The 15,049-nt window shown below is 65.5% G+C and carries 9 protein-coding genes; 3 read left to right on the top strand and 6 right to left on the bottom strand.

What is annotated here, in order from left to right:
- Positions 1-30 precede the first annotated feature (30 nt).
- Positions 31-2,886 carry a S8 family serine peptidase gene (locus AC3G2C_RS01435; RefSeq protein ID WP_488382825.1) on the bottom strand — a complete coding sequence of 952 codons (2,856 nt, stop codon included), beginning with the start codon at positions 2,884-2,886 and terminating at the stop codon, positions 31-33.
- A 230-nt stretch (positions 2,887-3,116) separates the two neighbouring features.
- Here AC3G2C_RS01435 and AC3G2C_RS01430 point away from each other — a divergent pair, with 230 nt between their 5' ends.
- The 3 genes from AC3G2C_RS01430 to AC3G2C_RS01420 all read left to right on the top strand — a co-directional run bounded on the left by AC3G2C_RS01430 (position 3,117) and on the right by AC3G2C_RS01420 (position 6,516).
- Positions 3,117-4,301 (top strand): acetyl-CoA C-acyltransferase, encoded by a 1,185-nt coding sequence (locus AC3G2C_RS01430; protein ID WP_488382824.1) that lies wholly within the window; start codon positions 3,117-3,119, stop codon positions 4,299-4,301.
- 149 nt (positions 4,302-4,450) lie between these two features.
- A complete protein-coding gene (locus AC3G2C_RS01425) occupies positions 4,451-4,729 on the top strand; it encodes a hypothetical protein (RefSeq protein ID WP_488382823.1) in 279 nt (92 codons plus the stop codon).
- A 179-nt stretch (positions 4,730-4,908) separates the two neighbouring features.
- Positions 4,909-6,516 (top strand): carboxyl transferase domain-containing protein, encoded by a 1,608-nt coding sequence (locus AC3G2C_RS01420; RefSeq protein ID WP_488382822.1) that lies wholly within the window; start codon positions 4,909-4,911, stop codon positions 6,514-6,516.
- Between the two features lie 111 nt (positions 6,517-6,627).
- Here AC3G2C_RS01420 and AC3G2C_RS01415 read toward each other — a convergent pair whose 3' ends face one another.
- From AC3G2C_RS01415 to AC3G2C_RS01395, 5 genes are all read right to left on the bottom strand, one after another.
- Complete coding sequence (locus tag AC3G2C_RS01415; protein WP_488382821.1) at positions 6,628-8,625, bottom strand: alpha-galactosidase; 1,998 nt, start codon at positions 8,623-8,625, stop codon at positions 6,628-6,630.
- Between the two features lie 126 nt (positions 8,626-8,751).
- Complete coding sequence (locus AC3G2C_RS01410; protein WP_488382820.1) at positions 8,752-11,808, bottom strand: TonB-dependent receptor; 3,057 nt, start codon at positions 11,806-11,808, stop codon at positions 8,752-8,754.
- Positions 11,809-11,958: 150 nt separating this feature from the next.
- Positions 11,959-12,891: a 1-phosphofructokinase family hexose kinase gene (locus AC3G2C_RS01405; RefSeq protein ID WP_488382819.1), complete on the bottom strand. Its 933-nt coding sequence runs from the start codon at positions 12,889-12,891 to the stop codon at positions 11,959-11,961.
- A complete protein-coding gene (locus tag AC3G2C_RS01400) occupies positions 12,888-13,814 on the bottom strand; it encodes a carbohydrate kinase family protein (RefSeq protein WP_488382818.1) in 927 nt (308 codons plus the stop codon). The genes AC3G2C_RS01405 and AC3G2C_RS01400 overlap by 4 nt, the downstream gene beginning before the upstream one ends.
- Positions 13,811-15,010, bottom strand: coding sequence for an SIS domain-containing protein (locus tag AC3G2C_RS01395; protein WP_488382817.1), 1,200 nt, complete (start codon positions 15,008-15,010; stop codon positions 13,811-13,813). Before AC3G2C_RS01395 ends, AC3G2C_RS01400 begins: the two co-directional genes overlap by 4 nt.
- Positions 15,011-15,049 lie beyond the last annotated feature (39 nt).

Raw genomic sequence — 15,049 nt, 5'->3', positions numbered from 1 at the left:
CAAGGGAAACCCGGGGGCGTCTGGGCACGGTTAGAACGACCAGCGATAGCTCAGCGTATTGAGCGCGCCATGCTGGTTCTGGGCCACGTATCGCTCCAAGCCGAGCGTAAGGCTGGCGCGAGGGCTCATCTGCCATGCCAAGTCCAGGCCCGCTTCGCCGCCATAGCGCGACAAGCCGATGCCACCGACCGGTGCCCACTGGTTGAGTGCGGTAAAACTGGCATCGGGCAGCACCCCACTCATGCTGAAGGCGCGCTGCCACAGAATGCGCCCCTGCAAACTCAGACTCCCGCCGCGAGGCAGCGTCCACTCGCGCGCGGCGCGCAAGCCCGCCCCCGCCTGCCAACGCTCGATGGTTTGCGCGCCCGCTTTCAAGCCAAACCCATCGCCGCCCAGTTCGTTGAAGCCGTCCGCCTGGATGTGGGCGTATTGCACATTCACGTAAGGGACAACACGCACACGGCCCACGTCCAGGCGGTAGCCACTCTCACCGTAAGCCACGCCGTAGCGCCCGCTGCTGTCACTGGCGACGGCCAGCACATCGCTGCCCAGTTCCAGATGACGCCGCATGTATTCCTGATAGCTGCCCACACCCAGCCGGCCGAGTGCGTACCACTGGTTCTGCGTCACGCCGCCATAGAACATGCCTTCGACCGCGCGACTGCGCCCCAGGTCTGCAAATTCATTGAGCAGGCCCAGGTTCTGGCTTTGGCTCACCGCAAACCCGAACAGGCCGCCTGCACCTACGCGGCGATCCTGACCCACCATCCAACCGCTGAGGTCATACCCCACATTGCTGTAGCCGGCGCGACTGAGGCTGCCATAGCTGCCCAAGCTCTGCGTCCAACCGCCCACCTGCGCCTTGTCGGACAACTGGTCAAAGCGGCCGGACAAAGCGCGCGTGCCCGCATCCATGGCATCGAAGATCATGGCGGCACTGGCCGCGTGCATCTGCCCGGAAAGGCTGCTCAAGCTCTGTTGCAGGCCGCTCGTGGTGGCTATCTGCTGCAGGCTGGCCGCACCGCCGACGAACGAACTGGGGACCGCGCCGCCGCTGGCGGGCTGTCCGGTCTGGGCGTTGATCTGGGTAAAGGCGGCATCCACGCGCTGGGCTGCGGCATACGAAGCCGGCGTATAGGTCATGCCGGTGACGTTGCTGGCCTGCACCTGGCTCACGTTCAACCAGGCATCGGTGGCGTTGTAGTTGAGCGAGGCGCTGAGCAGCACGCCGGTGGCGACATTGAGCGCGGAAAACGTGCCACTGAGTCCGCCGTTGGCCGTGAGCACATCGGTATGCGAGTTGGCGACATAACCGGCGTTCGCTCCGGTGACATAGAGGTCGCCGCCCGTAAGGCTGGCTGTGCCAGCGACGCGCAAGGCCGATCCCAACGACACGGCCAGGCGGCCTGCGCCTTCCTGGCTGTAGTTGCCGCCCACGGTGACGTCCGAACCATTGACCGCCAACACGCCGGCATTGGTCACCGAACCGCCGACATTCGGCGTGGCGGTCAGCACGCCCTGAGCGCCGATGCTCACATTGGAGGCCAGCGATTTGGCCACCAGCATGCCGCCCTGCACCTGGGTGAGGCCTGTAAAGGTGGAGGGCTGCGTGAGCGTCAACGTACCGGTGCCCTGCTTGATCAGTCCGCCCGCACCGGAAATCGAGTTGTTCCAACTGGAGCTGCCACTGAAGCTCACCGTGACGTCGCCCCAATTGAACTGAGCCGGACCATTCACCGCCTTGCCCACGTCCAGCGCGCCATAACCATAGGTTGGGTTCGGCTGGGAGCCACCGAGCGGGTCGGCCGTGCCTAGCAGAGTCTGACGTACCAGGTCGTTGGTGAAGTAGGGATAGGCTTGCCATACCAGCGCCGCCGCGCCGGTGACCTGGGGCGCGGCCAGCGAGGTGCCTTCGACGATCCAGTAGGTCTCGTTGGCCGTGCTGGTGTCACTCTTACCGCTCGCGATCACGTCGCCTGGCGCCGCCAGGCAATAGTTCATGGCGATGCCGCACTTGTTGGTGTACGTATCGAGCTGGGTGGGGCTGGTGCTGTTGAGGGCCACCACGACCAGCCAACCCTTTTCCAGATCCGGCGCCTGGCTCGGCAGCGCGGCGATGGTGCTTGGATTGGCTTGGGAATCATTGCCTGCCGCGAACACCACCAGACCGCCCCATTGATTGATGAAGGGGCTGTAAGCGTCATGAAAAGCCGCCGTGGTGGCGGTATCGGATGCGCTCCAACTGATGCCACCCCAGGAGTTGTTCATTACCTTGACGCCGTTGCTGATCAGGTCGGCATTGACCTGATTGAACGAAATGGCGTCGGAAGACGTAACCGGAGTAGCCGTGGTGGAGCCGTTGTCGTCGGGCGCGTTGTCGTCGATGATGCGTGCGGACACGATGTTGGCGCCGGGCGCGATGCCGCCCGCGAACTGACCAAACGGCGTACCGGCGGCGATCTCGGCGACGAAGGTCCCGTGCCCGTTGGCATCGTCCACCTTGAGGTTGTTCGTGCTCGGGTCGACATAGACCAGCTCCTTCACCACTCGCCCGGCAAGGGTGGGATGGGTGGAGGTGACCCCGGTATCGACGATACCGATGGTGACGCCCGCGCCGGTATAGCCGGCGGCATGCGCGGCATAGGTGTTGGTGAGACTGAGCTGCGCGTCGATCGGGGGCTGCGCTACCGAGGTGGCCGGCGGTGGCGTCGTTGGGGGTGGCGTGGTGGGAGGCGGCGTGGTGGCCGGCGGCGTCACGGGAGCGGTCGGGGGCGCCTGGGTCGGCTTGGTGCCGCCACCACCGCCTCCGCATGCCACCATTCCCAGGGCCATGCCCACCAGCACTGCCATGCGACAGCGGCTCAATCCACCGATACCTGTATTCATCACTTTTCCCCCAGCCCGTTTACCGCGTCCGTCTAGCCCTTCGACGCGCCCCTGCGGCGCGTTGCGCGCGTGCGGGGTCATGGTGGCACAACGAAAACGCAACTAAATGGGCGCAAGATCCCGTTGGCGTGTCAGATCATGGGGGTTTGCCCCTGTCAGCCGCGGACTGCGATAATTCCGATGTTGAACACCGGGCACCCTTGCCCTTTCAAGTACTTGCGGAGATATCCATGTCGGACATCAGCGTCGTCATCGCCGGTGCCAAGCGCACTGCCATTGGCTCCTTCCTCGGTCAGTTCACCGGCGTCCCCACGCCCACGCTGGGTGCTACGGCCATCCGCGCGGCGCTGGAGCAATCCGGCCTCGCCCCCACGGATGTCAGCGAAGTCATCATGGGCTGCGTGCTGCCCGCCAACCTGGGCCAGGCGCCCGCCCGCCAGGCATCGCTCGGCGCCGGCCTGCCGCCGGCCGCCGGCTGCACCACCATCAACAAGGTGTGCGGCTCGGGCATGAAGGCCATCATGCTGGGCCATGACCTGATCAAGGCCGGTTCGGCCTCGGTCGTGGTGACCGGCGGCATGGAGTCGATGACCAATGCGCCGCACATGGTCAACGCCCGCACCGGCATCCGCTACGGCGACGGCACCCTCGTCGACCACATGGCGTGGGACGGCCTGACCAACCCGTACGACGGCAAGGCCATGGGCGTGTTCGGCGAACTGTGCGCCGACAAGTACCACTTCACCCGCGAGGCGCAGGACACCTATTCCACCGAGTCCGTGGAGCGCGCCAAGGCCGCCCAGCAGTCGGGCGCCTTCGCCGGCGAGATCGTCCCGGTGACCGTCTCCAGCCGCAAGGGCGACGTGCAGGTGGATACCGACGAGCAGCCGGGCCGCTCGGACGTGAGCAAGATCCCCTCGCTCAAGCCCGCGTTCCGCAAGGAAAACGGCACCATCACCGCAGCCAGCTCGTCGAGCATCTCCGACGGCGCGGCTGCCCTGGTGCTGTTGTCGGCCGATGACGCCAAGGCTCGTGGTCTGAAGCCGCTGGCGCGCATTGTCGCCCACGCTACCCACTCGCAGGAGCCGGAATGGTTCACCACCGCTCCCGTCGGCGCCCTGCACAAAGTGCTGGAAAAGGCCGGCTGGAAGGCCAGCGATGTGGACCTATATGAGGTCAATGAAGCCTTCGCCGTGGTGGCCATGGCCGCCATGAAGGAGCTGGATATCCCCCGCGACAAGCTCAACGTCAACGGCGGCGCCTGCGCGCTCGGCCACCCCATCGGTGCCAGCGGCGCCCGTCTGGTGGTCACGCTGATCAACGCATTGAAGACGCGCGGCCTCAAGCGCGGCGTTGCCTCGCTGTGCATCGGCGGCGGCGAAGCCACCGCGATTGCGGTGGAATGCCTCGACTAAGTGCGCTTTAACGGCACCCGGCTAGCTAGGTGCCGATGAAAGCGGGGTTAACCCGATTTCACTTCTTCACATAAATATGTGGCGCATTTTCCGCGAAAGCGCTATTAATACGCCCGCCAAACGGCATTCCACGGCAAAGGAGATTCAACATGAAGTTCACGCGTACCCTTCTCGCCTCTGCGCTCGTCGCGCTGCTGGCGGCTTGCAGCAACGGCGCGCAGGATTCCGCGCAGGACGCTCAGAAGTCGGCTGACCAGGCTCAGCAGGCTGCTGACCAGGCTCAGAAGGCTGCTGCTGCCCCGGCCGAACAGCCGGCTGCTGCTCCGGCTTCGACCGCCGCTGCCCCGGCTGCTGCTCCGGCTGAACAGCCGGCTGCTGCTCCGGCCGAACAGCCGGCCCCGGCCGCTGCCTCGACCGCTGGTCACTAAGTACAACTTAGTACCTATCTAAAACCGGCCGCCTTGTGCGGCCGGTTTTTTTTATGCGCGCCGTCTGCTGTCTGGGCACTGCCCAACAGCCACGCATGCCCCTCCATGCTGCGTTGCCGATTTAGCCGCCGCGCCCTGGCCGCTATCATCCGTGGTTCCCTACGAACGGCCGTGCCAGCATGAGTGTCCTCACCACGCAGATCGATCCCCGCTCACCGGATTTCCTCGCCAGCAGCACGCAGCTGAAAGGCCTGGTGGACGACCTGCATCGCGAGCTGACCCGCAGTGCGGAAGGCGGTGGCGAGAAGGCGCGTGAGAAGCACACGGCCCGCGGCAAGTTGCTGCCGCGCGAGCGCATCCGTGCCCTGCTCGATCCCGGCTCGCCCTTCCTCGAACTCTCGCCGCTGGCCGCGCATGGCATGTACGACGATGCCGCCCCGGCCGCCGGCATCATCACCGGCATCGGCCGTGTGAATGGCATCGAGGTGGTGGTGGTGGCCAACGACGCCACCGTCAAGGGCGGCACCTACTTTCCGATGACGGTGAAGAAGCACCTGCGCGCGCAGGAAGTGGCGCTGGAGAACCGGCTGCCCTGCGTCTACCTGGTCGATTCGGGTGGCGCCTTCCTGCCGCTTCAGGACGAAGTGTTCCCCGACAAGGAGCACTTCGGCCGCATCTTCTACAACCAGGCGCGCATGTCCGGCCTGGGCATCCCGCAGATCGCCGTGGTCATGGGCTCGTGCACGGCCGGCGGCGCCTACGTGCCGGCGATGAGCGACGAAACGATCATCGTGCGCGAGCAAGGCACCATCTTCCTGGGCGGCCCGCCGCTGGTGAAGGCCGCCACCGGCGAAGTGGTGGACGCCGAGGCGCTGGGTGGCGCGGACGTCCATACGTCCGTGTCCGGCGTGGCGGACCATTACGCCGAGAACGACGCCCACGCGCTGTCCATCGCGCGCGACATCGTGGCCAGCCTCAACCGCAAGAAGCCGATGCCGCTGGCCCTGCGCAACCCGGCCGAGCCGCTCTACCCTGCGCACGACCTCTACGGCGTGATCCCGCAGGACACCCGCCGCCCGTTCGACATCCGCGAAGTTATTGCTCGCATCGTCGACGGCTCGGAATTCCACGAGTTCAAGGCGCGCTATGGCAAGACGCTGGTGTGCGGCTTCGCGCACATCCACGGCTACCCCGTGGGCATCGTCGCCAACAACGGCATCCTGTTCTCCGAGTCCGCGCTCAAGGGCGCGCATTTCATCGAACTGTGCAACCAGCGCAACGTGCCGCTGGTGTTCCTGCAGAACATCACCGGCTTCATGGTGGGCAAGAAATACGAGAACGCCGGCATCGCCAAGGACGGCGCCAAGATGGTCACCGCCGTGGCATGCTCGCACGTACCCAAGTTCACCGTAGTGATCGGCGGCAGCTTTGGCGCCGGCAACTACGCCATGTGTGGCCGCGCGTACGGCGCCCGCTTCTTGTGGATGTGGCCCAACGCGCGTATCAGCGTGATGGGCGGCGAGCAGGCCGCTTCGGTGCTGGCCACGGTGCGACGCGACGGCATCGAGTCGGCGGGCAAGAGCTGGAGCGCCGACGAAGAAGAAGCGTTCAAGGCACCGATCCGCGACCAGTACGAGCGCCAGGGCCACCCCTACTACGCCAGCGCGCGCCTGTGGGACGACGGCATTATCGACCCTGCCGATACGCGCCGCGTGCTCGGCCTGGCCATTTCCGCTTCGCTCAATGCACCGATCGAGCCGCAGCGGTACGGCGTATTCCGCATGTAAGAGCCTGCCTGGCAGGCAAAGAAAAGGCCTCGTCGAACGACGAGGCCTTGCCGCCTCCAGTCCGGAGCGGCCAAGAAGGGCCGGCAGGCGCCGGCCCAGGGGGGAACTGCCCTAGCGGGCCTGTTCGGGCGTGAGCTCCAGCGTCAGCACCTGGAAGGGCGCCAGCGTTAGCGTGCTCGGTTGGGATGCATCCAGGGTGATGGCCGGCTTGCCGGCATCCTCGCGCCACGGGCTGCTTGCGCTATAGCGCGTGGCGGCGCCCGGTGGCAATTCCAGCTGGCGTGCCAGGTCCACCACGAAAAGCTGGGGTTTGGCATCCGGGTTGCGCAGCGTGACGATGGCCTTCTTCGGCGACCACGACGCCCAACCATAGACATCCAGCCGCCCCGGATCGCCACCCACCCAGTGGGTATCGCGCAGCACCTCGGCGTTGGCGCGCGACCAGCGCGCTGCTTCGGCCAGCACATCCCAATCCTGGGCGGTAAGCAGATCCGGCGTGACGTACAGCTCCTGCAACTGCGTACCGGTGCCAAAGTAGGAGCGCACCTCGTTGGCGAAGTCGTGACCGGGATCAGCGTTGAGCCGGCGATTTTCCTTGGCGTAGATGATGCCGTGGAGCATCAGCGAGTTGAGCGGATACAGCGGACCCTTCACCACGATGTTGTGGAAGGTCTCTCGGTCGCGATAGGTGATCCAGCGCTCGCGTTTGCTGCCCACGCCCGTGAGGTCGTCATCCTCGCCATCGCGCCAGATCGAGTCGGCGTAGCACAGCCAGAACGGCGAGGCCGTCGTGCCCGTGGTGAGGTTGATGTAAAGGTCGGGCTTGGCGTCGCGCAGGTCGTCGATCAGCTGGATGGCTGCATCGAAGTCACTGCTGAATCGACTGCCCGGAAACACCTTGTCCGCGTTGCCGGTGCCGTCGAACTTGAACTGGTTGATGCCATCGCTTTTCACCAGGTCGAGCACGGCGTCATGGAAACGCTGGTAGTACTTGGGTCCGGACAGCGCAAGGCCGCCGTCGATGATTTCGTAACCGTTGGCCTGGCCGTTCTTCACGCGCTCCTGCTTGGGCGGGCCGTAGCCACCCCACGGCGATAACCACATGCCCGGCGACGCACCGTACTTGGCTGCCGCGTCGCGCAGCGGCAGAAAGCCGTGCGGAAAGTCCTTGCTGAAATGCCAACTGCCGCTGCGATCGTCCCAGCCGTCATCAAACAGGTAGGAATCGAGCTTCACGCCGCGCTTGACGCTCAGCTCCTCGCCGAAGGCATGGATGCGATCGAGCGCCTGCGCCTCGGTGTATGGCGTGAAATAGCCAATGTCGTACCAGGAGTTGTAGTGAAGGAACGTGCGATAGGGATGCGCGCGCTCGCGTTCGATGTAGGTGAGGAAATCACGCCGCAGCTGATTGTCGTGGGTGGCGCCGATCACCGCCGAGTAGGTAATGGACTGTCCCTTGGGCAACGGCAGGCCGCGCTCGATCCACAGCCGCACCTGCTTGCCGTGCACTTCGCTGGAGGAGAGCGGGTGCTCGAAGCCAAAATAGTCGTGGCCGGCCACCACGGGCGAGCCCTGCACGGTGCCCACGACTTCCGCGTCGGCTGCCTGCGCCTGCAACAAGGCAACCTTGCTGATGTCCTCGTCCTGCTTGAGGGCCGTGATGGTTGCTTCGGCACGCAGGTAGTCGGAGCCTTCGCGCTGCACCCAGCGCCAATCGATGCGGAAGCGGCCGGCATCGTCGCCCAGCACGAGTTGCAATGCCTGCCCGGGCAATCGTTCCGCCAGTCGCGAGGCCGCCTTGTCGGCCTTCAGCTTGACGAGCTTTGCGGGCGACAACAGCTTCAGCTGATCCGCGCCAAGCTTGTTGCCATCGTGCAGGGTCAGCTCGATCGGTGCCGTGATGGGCAAGGTCTGCGCATTGACGTGATCGACCACGCTGATCTCGGCCAGGTGCCCGTCGCGCACCGCCCAGCTGGCGTCGATGGCGGCATTGCCGAAATGCCCAGTCGCTCCCGTTTCCGTGGAAGCCGCGAAGGCATGACCAACGCTGGCGATGCCACCCACCAGCAACGCCATGCGCAAAGACTGTCGAAGTAAAATCAAAGCCATGCCGGAAATCCTCTCGGGCCATGTCCATCGCGCGCCACCGGGGCCGCGCGATGCAAGTTGAATGACGCCCAAGGACAAGCCCCTGGAACGTGGGATGCGGTGCCCCGAAGGGCACCGCGGCGGTGCTTACTGGAAGGTATAGCGCAACACCAGCTGGGTGGTACGCGGCACTTGCCACGTCGCCGCACCATAACTGGGATTGAGCGCCCACACGCCATTGCTCGGCAGGCTGCCGGTGTCGTAGATCTGGTTGGCGTCGATCTTGCCCTGGCGGTTGGTGACGTTCTGGATCTGCAGGTCCACGCTCAGGTGGTTCTGCGAATTGATCGCCCAGTCGTAGCCCACGCCCAGATTCCATTGCCAGAAGAACGGCAGGCGCCCTGCACTGCCCAGCGGCGCCGGCACGCCGTTGCAGTAATGGCTGGCCGCCCCGTACAACTCCGCCGGATTATTGATATCCGGGTACGTGCCCAGGCAGCTCAACGGCTCGCCCGTATGCATGTTCAGCGTGCTGCCCAGGCGCAGGCCATTGTGGAAGTAGTACACACCGTTGATGTTCATCGCATGGCGGATGTCGCCCGCGAGGTCACCGCTGCCGTACTCCATCAGGCCAGGGAAGTCCCAATAGATCTGTTCACCGGGGCCGGTGCCCGTGCGCGTACCGAGATTGAGCAGGCCATCGTCGTTGCCGTAGAGGTGTGCCCAGGTATAGCTCACGTCGAGGAAGTACGGTTCTTCATTGGTGCGCTGGTGGCTCAACTCCAGCGTCAGGTGTGAATAGCGGCGCTTGGGCGCGGGCCCGAACACGCTGCCCGGTATGGTCAACTGTTCCAGCTTGCCGTCGCCGTTGTAGTCACGCGTGAAGACCTGCGCGACGCCTGGGTTGAAGATCGGGCAGCCGCTCTCGTCCACGTAGTTCGGATAGCCGTGCGTGTTGGCGTAGTTGGTAATGCCCTGGTTGTAGCAGGTGTCGTCGATGATGCGCTTGAGCGTGCTGTAACCGAGCTCGGCCGAACCCGCCCAGCTTCCCCACAATTGCTGTTGCAGATACACCTGGAACTCGTACTGGTACGGCGCCTTGATGTTGGAGGTCGCCACGTTGTACGCCGTGGGCGCCTGTCCGTTGATCAGCGTCGATTGCGGACCGATCTGGCTCAGCCCCGTCGGCGCCTTGGTCGTGGGATCCATGCCGGTATAGGTGTAGTAGCGGTTCCATTCGTACACCGCGCCGGCCGCACCGTTGTTCACGCTGGATGGAATGGCCAGCGCGTACTTGCCCACGTTGACGCCGAGTTTGGTGGAGCTGTCGCCGTTCACGTCCCAGGACACGCCCAGGCGTGGCGAGGTGATCGGCATGCGCAGGAAGTTCTGGCCGTTGACGTTCTTGTTGATGAAGGTGTCAAAGCGCGTGCCCATGTACACCACCCAACGGTCGGCCACCTGCCAGTAGTCGTCGATGTAGGCTGCCTTGTTCACCGTCGAGAACGCGCCACCGGTGCGCTCGTAGAACTGCGACACGTACTGGCCATCGGCGGGCGATGGCGAGCCGTTGGGCAGGATGATTCCCGGGCGGTCGTAATAGGTCCATTGCCCGCCGTCGGTCGTGGTGATGGTGTTGTTGATGTAGTGCTTGTAGTGCTCGGCGCCGATGGTGATCTTGTGATCGCCCAGGTTCCAGGTGAAATCGCCCTTGAAGCCGCGACGGTAGTACTGGAACGGGAACAGCTGATTGGGCGTACTGGTCACACCGATGTTGCGCGACACATTGGTCACCGGGTCCACTTCGCTCACGTACGGCAGGCCCGTGCCGGAGTCGGAGGTGGGGCTCAGCGACGACTGGCTGAGGTAGCCACCCATCAGGCGCAGCGACATGGTGTCGTTGATCTGCCAGTGATAGTTGCCGATCAGGAACTGGTTCTTCACCTTGGTCTGCGACCAGCCGAAGTAATCGCCCACCGAATGCGGGTCGTACGGCGTATTGAGCGTGTAGAGGTTGCTGAAACTGGAGTTCCAGTCCTTGTAGCCGGCCACGTTGAGCGACTGGTTGTTGGTGATGTTCCAGGTCAGGTTGACCAACGCGTTCTTGTCGCGATCGGTGATCTGCGACTGGCGATTCTGCGAGTAGGTAGTGAACTGATTGTTGGGGCTGTTGCCCAGCATGGCGAAGAAGAACAGCTTGTCCTTCACCAGCGCACCCGATGCCCACAGATACTGGCCGGAGGTCGAGGGCTGGCCCGAAGGCACTTCCGGCGCGGGGCCCTGGTAGCCCGCGGGCAGGCCTGTGACATTGCCGCCGTGCGTGTTGGCCGAGGCGAAGCTGTAGTAGCTGCCATCGGAGGCGAAGGAGTCGTGCCGGCGCGGGTTGAGCAGGCGCGAGGTCGGCGGCGTGTAGTACAGCGAGTAGCCCGCCTGGAAATCGTTGGTACCCTGCCGGATGGTGGCGGACATGATGCCGCCGGTGGCGTTGGTCCAGCCCACCGAACCGTTGCTGCTCAATACCTGCACCGAGCTCAGGGCTTCCGATGGCAGCGAGGTGGCGCCCAGGCCGTTGTAGTCGTAGGTGGTGTCGAATTCGTTGAAGTAGTAGCGGTTCTCTGCCGGGCTCGCGCCGCCCATCTGCACCAGACCCGTCGTCTGGTCGTCGTAGCGCACGTTGGACTTCAGGCGCGCGATGCTTTCCAGGCTGCGCCCCGTGGGCAGCTGATTGACCAGGTTGATGTTGTAGTTGTTGGACAGCTCCGGCGTGCTCACGTCGATCGGTTGCACGTCGTTGTTGAACGAGCTTGCGCTCACCGTCACGCCGGACAGGTTGGTGGCCTTGGTGTTGGCCGCCGCGGTGGCCGCCGGCGATACCGCCTGCACGGGCGACTGCACGTTGGGGGATACCGTGACCGTTCGCGTGCCGATCACCTGGCCGCCCTGGCTTACCGTCACCTCGTACTTGCCGGGGTTGAGTCCGCCAAGGCTGTAGCGACCATCGTCATCCGCCTGGATCTGCTTCGTGTAGCCCGTGGCCGGGTTGCTCACCTCGATGGTGAGGCCCTTGCCGGAAGGCTCCTTGCCGTACAGGCCGCCGGTGATCGATTGCGCTTGCGCCACGCCGGCCAGGGCCAGCGCCAGCCCCACCGTCAGTACCGTCTTCCTGAAACCGCGCGACTTGCTCCCCACTCCTGCTGCGTACATGCCTTGACCCTCGCTGTGAACCGGGCGGCGGCGCGTTGGCTCTCCCCAACGCCGTCATCCGTTGCTGGAATTGCCACGGGCATGTCCTCCCCCGCGGTATCGATTGGTCCTGCTCCGCCACACGCCCTCTCCCGGCGCGCAGCGCATTGCTCACGCCGACAGGCGCGTTACCTGCACACGTGCGCGCAACGCTTCCACGTCCGCGCGCCGCACGAATCCGGTTTCCTCGTTGATCGCATTGGCCGCACCGCAGGCCACCGCCAGGCGCAGCGCCTCATCGAGCGGATAGCTGCGTCGATGCGCGACCACCAACCCGGCCAGAAAACAGTCGCCCGAACCCACGGCGTTCTCGCTGCGCTCAAGCGCAAGGGCGGCGTGCCAGGCGGTGTCGCCATCGCGCGCCACCGCACCCTTGGCGCCCAGCGTCACCACCGGGCGGTGGATGCCCCGCGCCTGCAGCGCCGTCACCAGGCGTGCGGCCGCCTCGACTCCGTCGACAACACCGCCGCTCCATTGCGCAGCCTCGTCGCCGTTGGGCTTGATCAGATAGGGTGCTGCGTCCACCGCCAGGCGCAGCGCCTCACCGCTGGCATCGACAAAGCACGGCAGCGCCGCGGCCGTCGCCTGGCGCACGAGGCGCGCATAGGTTTCCGCGCTGAAGCCGCGCGGCAGGCTGCCGGAAAGCACCAGGGCATCGCCCGCATCCATGGCGCGACCCAAGGTATGAAGCAACTGCTCGCGAACGCCTTCGGGCAACAACGGGCCGGGATCGAGCACTTCGGTCATGCGCCCATCGCGCTCCCGCAGCGCCAGGCACTGGCGCAGGTCGCCCTTGATCTCCACGCCGTGGAACAGCACGCCACGCTCGCTCATGCGACGGGCAATGAAATTGCGGTGCGGCCCATCCACCAGGCCCACCAACTGAACCGGCTCGCCCAGGGCGGCGATGGTCTGCGCCACATGCACGCCCTTGCCGCCTGGGTAACTCTGCACACTGCTGGCGCGCTGCACTTGCCCGGGCTCCAGGCACTCCAGCGTCACCAGGCGATCGATGGCCGTGTTGAAGCCGGCGACGGTAATCACGCGAGCGCTCCGAGCAGTCCCTGCACTTCTGCCACGGTGCCCTGGCTGGCCGTGCCGCCCATGCAACGCGTGGACAACGACCCGCAGGCACTCCCCCAACGCAGACACTCCTGCAGCGGCCAGCCGCGCCGCCACGCGTGCAGAAAACCCGCATCGAAGGAATCGCCTGCGCCGGTGCTGTCGACCACGTCCACGGCATGCGCCGGCGCCACCAGCACGCTGCCATCGCGATCCATCGCCATGCAGCCGTCGCTGCCAAGCTTCACCACCGTCAAGGTGTGGCCATTGGCCAAGGCTTGGAGGGCTCGCTGGGGATCGGGCTGACGACTGATCGCGCAAGCTTCGCGCTCGTTGGGCAGAAACACGTCCACCAACGGCAACAAGGTCGGCCATGCATCGCCCCATTGCCGCTGGGGATCAAACCCAGGATCGAGCGACGTCGTGAGGCCCGCCGCGCGCGCGCGTGCAAACAATGCACTCAATGCCGGGCGCAATCGATCCTGCAGATAGTAGGACGACACGTGCAGGTGCCCGGCACGAGCCAGCAAGGCATCGTCCACGTCGTCGGCATGCAATGCGCCGATCGCGCCCACGTACGTCACCAGCGCGCGATCCAGCTGCGAGGACAACGCCACGGTCACACCGGTCTGCAGGTCGTCGCGCTGCATCACTGGCGTTGCATCGATGCCGGCGCCGCGCATGGCATCGACGCAGTAGTCGCCCCAGCTGTCGCGACCAGCCACGCCAATGAAAGTCACCGGGTGCCCCAGCCGCGCCAGGCCAAGGGCGCAGATCATGGACGAGCTGCCAGGCCCCTGGCGAAAGCCTGACGCCAGCACTTCGCCGCCGAATTCCGGTAATCGGTCGCACCCGGTAAACACCAGGTCCACGTTGATTTCGCCGGCGACGAGTAGCGGCTTCACGCGTTCGGCTCCGCACCATGGATGGCGAAGGCCTGCACAACGCGCGTGAGCACGCCCTGCGCCGGCGCGTCCGGCTGTTGTCCCAAGGCGAGACAACGGAACAAGGCCAGCAACTGCCCCACCACCACGTGTACCATGGCCTGCTGCGCATCGTCGAGCTGCGCCAGGCCGGGCAGGTCGATGGCCACGTCGTTGGCGCCGATGACGTCGGCAGGAATGCCCTCGCCCACCAGGATGCGCACGCCACCCAGCCCCTTGCGCGCGATTTCGCGCAGCAGGTCCAGCTCATAGGCGCGCACGGCGGGTATCGAGGAGAGGAACGCCACGACCGGACAGGGGCGATCCAACCAGGACATGGGGCCGTGACGCAGGCCCAGATAGGTTTCGCACATCGCGCTTACCGCGCCGCCGGACATCTCCAGCATCTTCAGCGCGGACTCGCGCGCCGCACCGAACGCGCAGCCGCTGCCCAGGTAGAGCGCCGCGTCGAAGTCCGCCGCGCCTTCGCGCGCCAGCGCATCGCCATGCCGCTCGAACACGCGCCCGGCCAAGCGGGCCGCGGCGTCCGCCTGCCCCGCATCCGCCTCGCCCGCCACCTGCAACAGGCCCGTGCCGCCAAGCACGAGGTTGGTGAAGCTGCTGGTCATCACCAGGCTGCGATCGTTCGTGCGCGCTGGCAGTTGCAGCACGTGCACGCGCGCTTCGTGGCGATAGCGCGTGGCGAGCTGCCCCTGTGCGTTGCAGGTGATCACCAGGTGGCGATAGTCCGGCTCGGCATCCAGCACCTGATCCACCACGCTGGCGCTTTCGGGGCTGTCGCCCGAGCGCGCGATGGATACAAGCAGCCCCGGGCCACGCGGCAGCGTGGCGCGGCGATGGGTGAGCAAGGTGCCTGCCGCGATGGCCTGACTGGCGATCCCCAACCCCGCCTGCAACGCCGGCGCCAGGCACTCGCCGGCGTAGACGGAGCTGCCCGAACCGGTGAGCACGATGTGCTGCGGTTCGGCCGCCAGCAGCTCGCGCAGCATTGCGCGCGTGTCGTCTGCGGCAAGGCGCGCAGCCGTTTCGCGCCAGGTTTCGGGCTGCTGGAGGATCTCGCGCAGGGTGTCGGCGTAGCCCAGTCGCTGCTGCTCGGCAGCAGGGGCGGTGCGCAACGAATCCAGCGTGGAAACACGAACGGCGGGTTTGACAGGCATGGTCATCTGATGAAATATGATATAAAACGAAAGTACACG

The sequence above is a fragment of the Frateuria sp. sgz306004 genome, from assembly GCF_057750885.1.
Note: the sequence above shows the minus strand (reverse complement) of the source record. Positions and strands in the feature narration are given on the sequence as shown.

Excerpts from the sequence above, each read along its gene's own strand:
- AC3G2C_RS01435 (WP_488382825.1), bottom strand. The coding sequence starts at position 2,886 with ATGAATACAGGTATCGGTGGATTGAGCCGCTGTCGCATGGCAGTGCTG.
- AC3G2C_RS01430 (WP_488382824.1), top strand. The coding sequence starts at position 3,117 with ATGTCGGACATCAGCGTCGTCATCGCCGGTGCCAAGCGCACTGCCATT.
- AC3G2C_RS01425 (WP_488382823.1), top strand. The coding sequence starts at position 4,451 with ATGAAGTTCACGCGTACCCTTCTCGCCTCTGCGCTCGTCGCGCTGCTG.
- AC3G2C_RS01420 (WP_488382822.1), top strand. The coding sequence starts at position 4,909 with ATGAGTGTCCTCACCACGCAGATCGATCCCCGCTCACCGGATTTCCTC.
- AC3G2C_RS01415 (WP_488382821.1), bottom strand. The coding sequence starts at position 8,625 with ATGGCTTTGATTTTACTTCGACAGTCTTTGCGCATGGCGTTGCTGGTG.
- AC3G2C_RS01410 (WP_488382820.1), bottom strand. The coding sequence starts at position 11,808 with ATGTACGCAGCAGGAGTGGGGAGCAAGTCGCGCGGTTTCAGGAAGACG.
- AC3G2C_RS01395 (WP_488382817.1), bottom strand. The coding sequence starts at position 15,010 with ATGCCTGTCAAACCCGCCGTTCGTGTTTCCACGCTGGATTCGTTGCGC.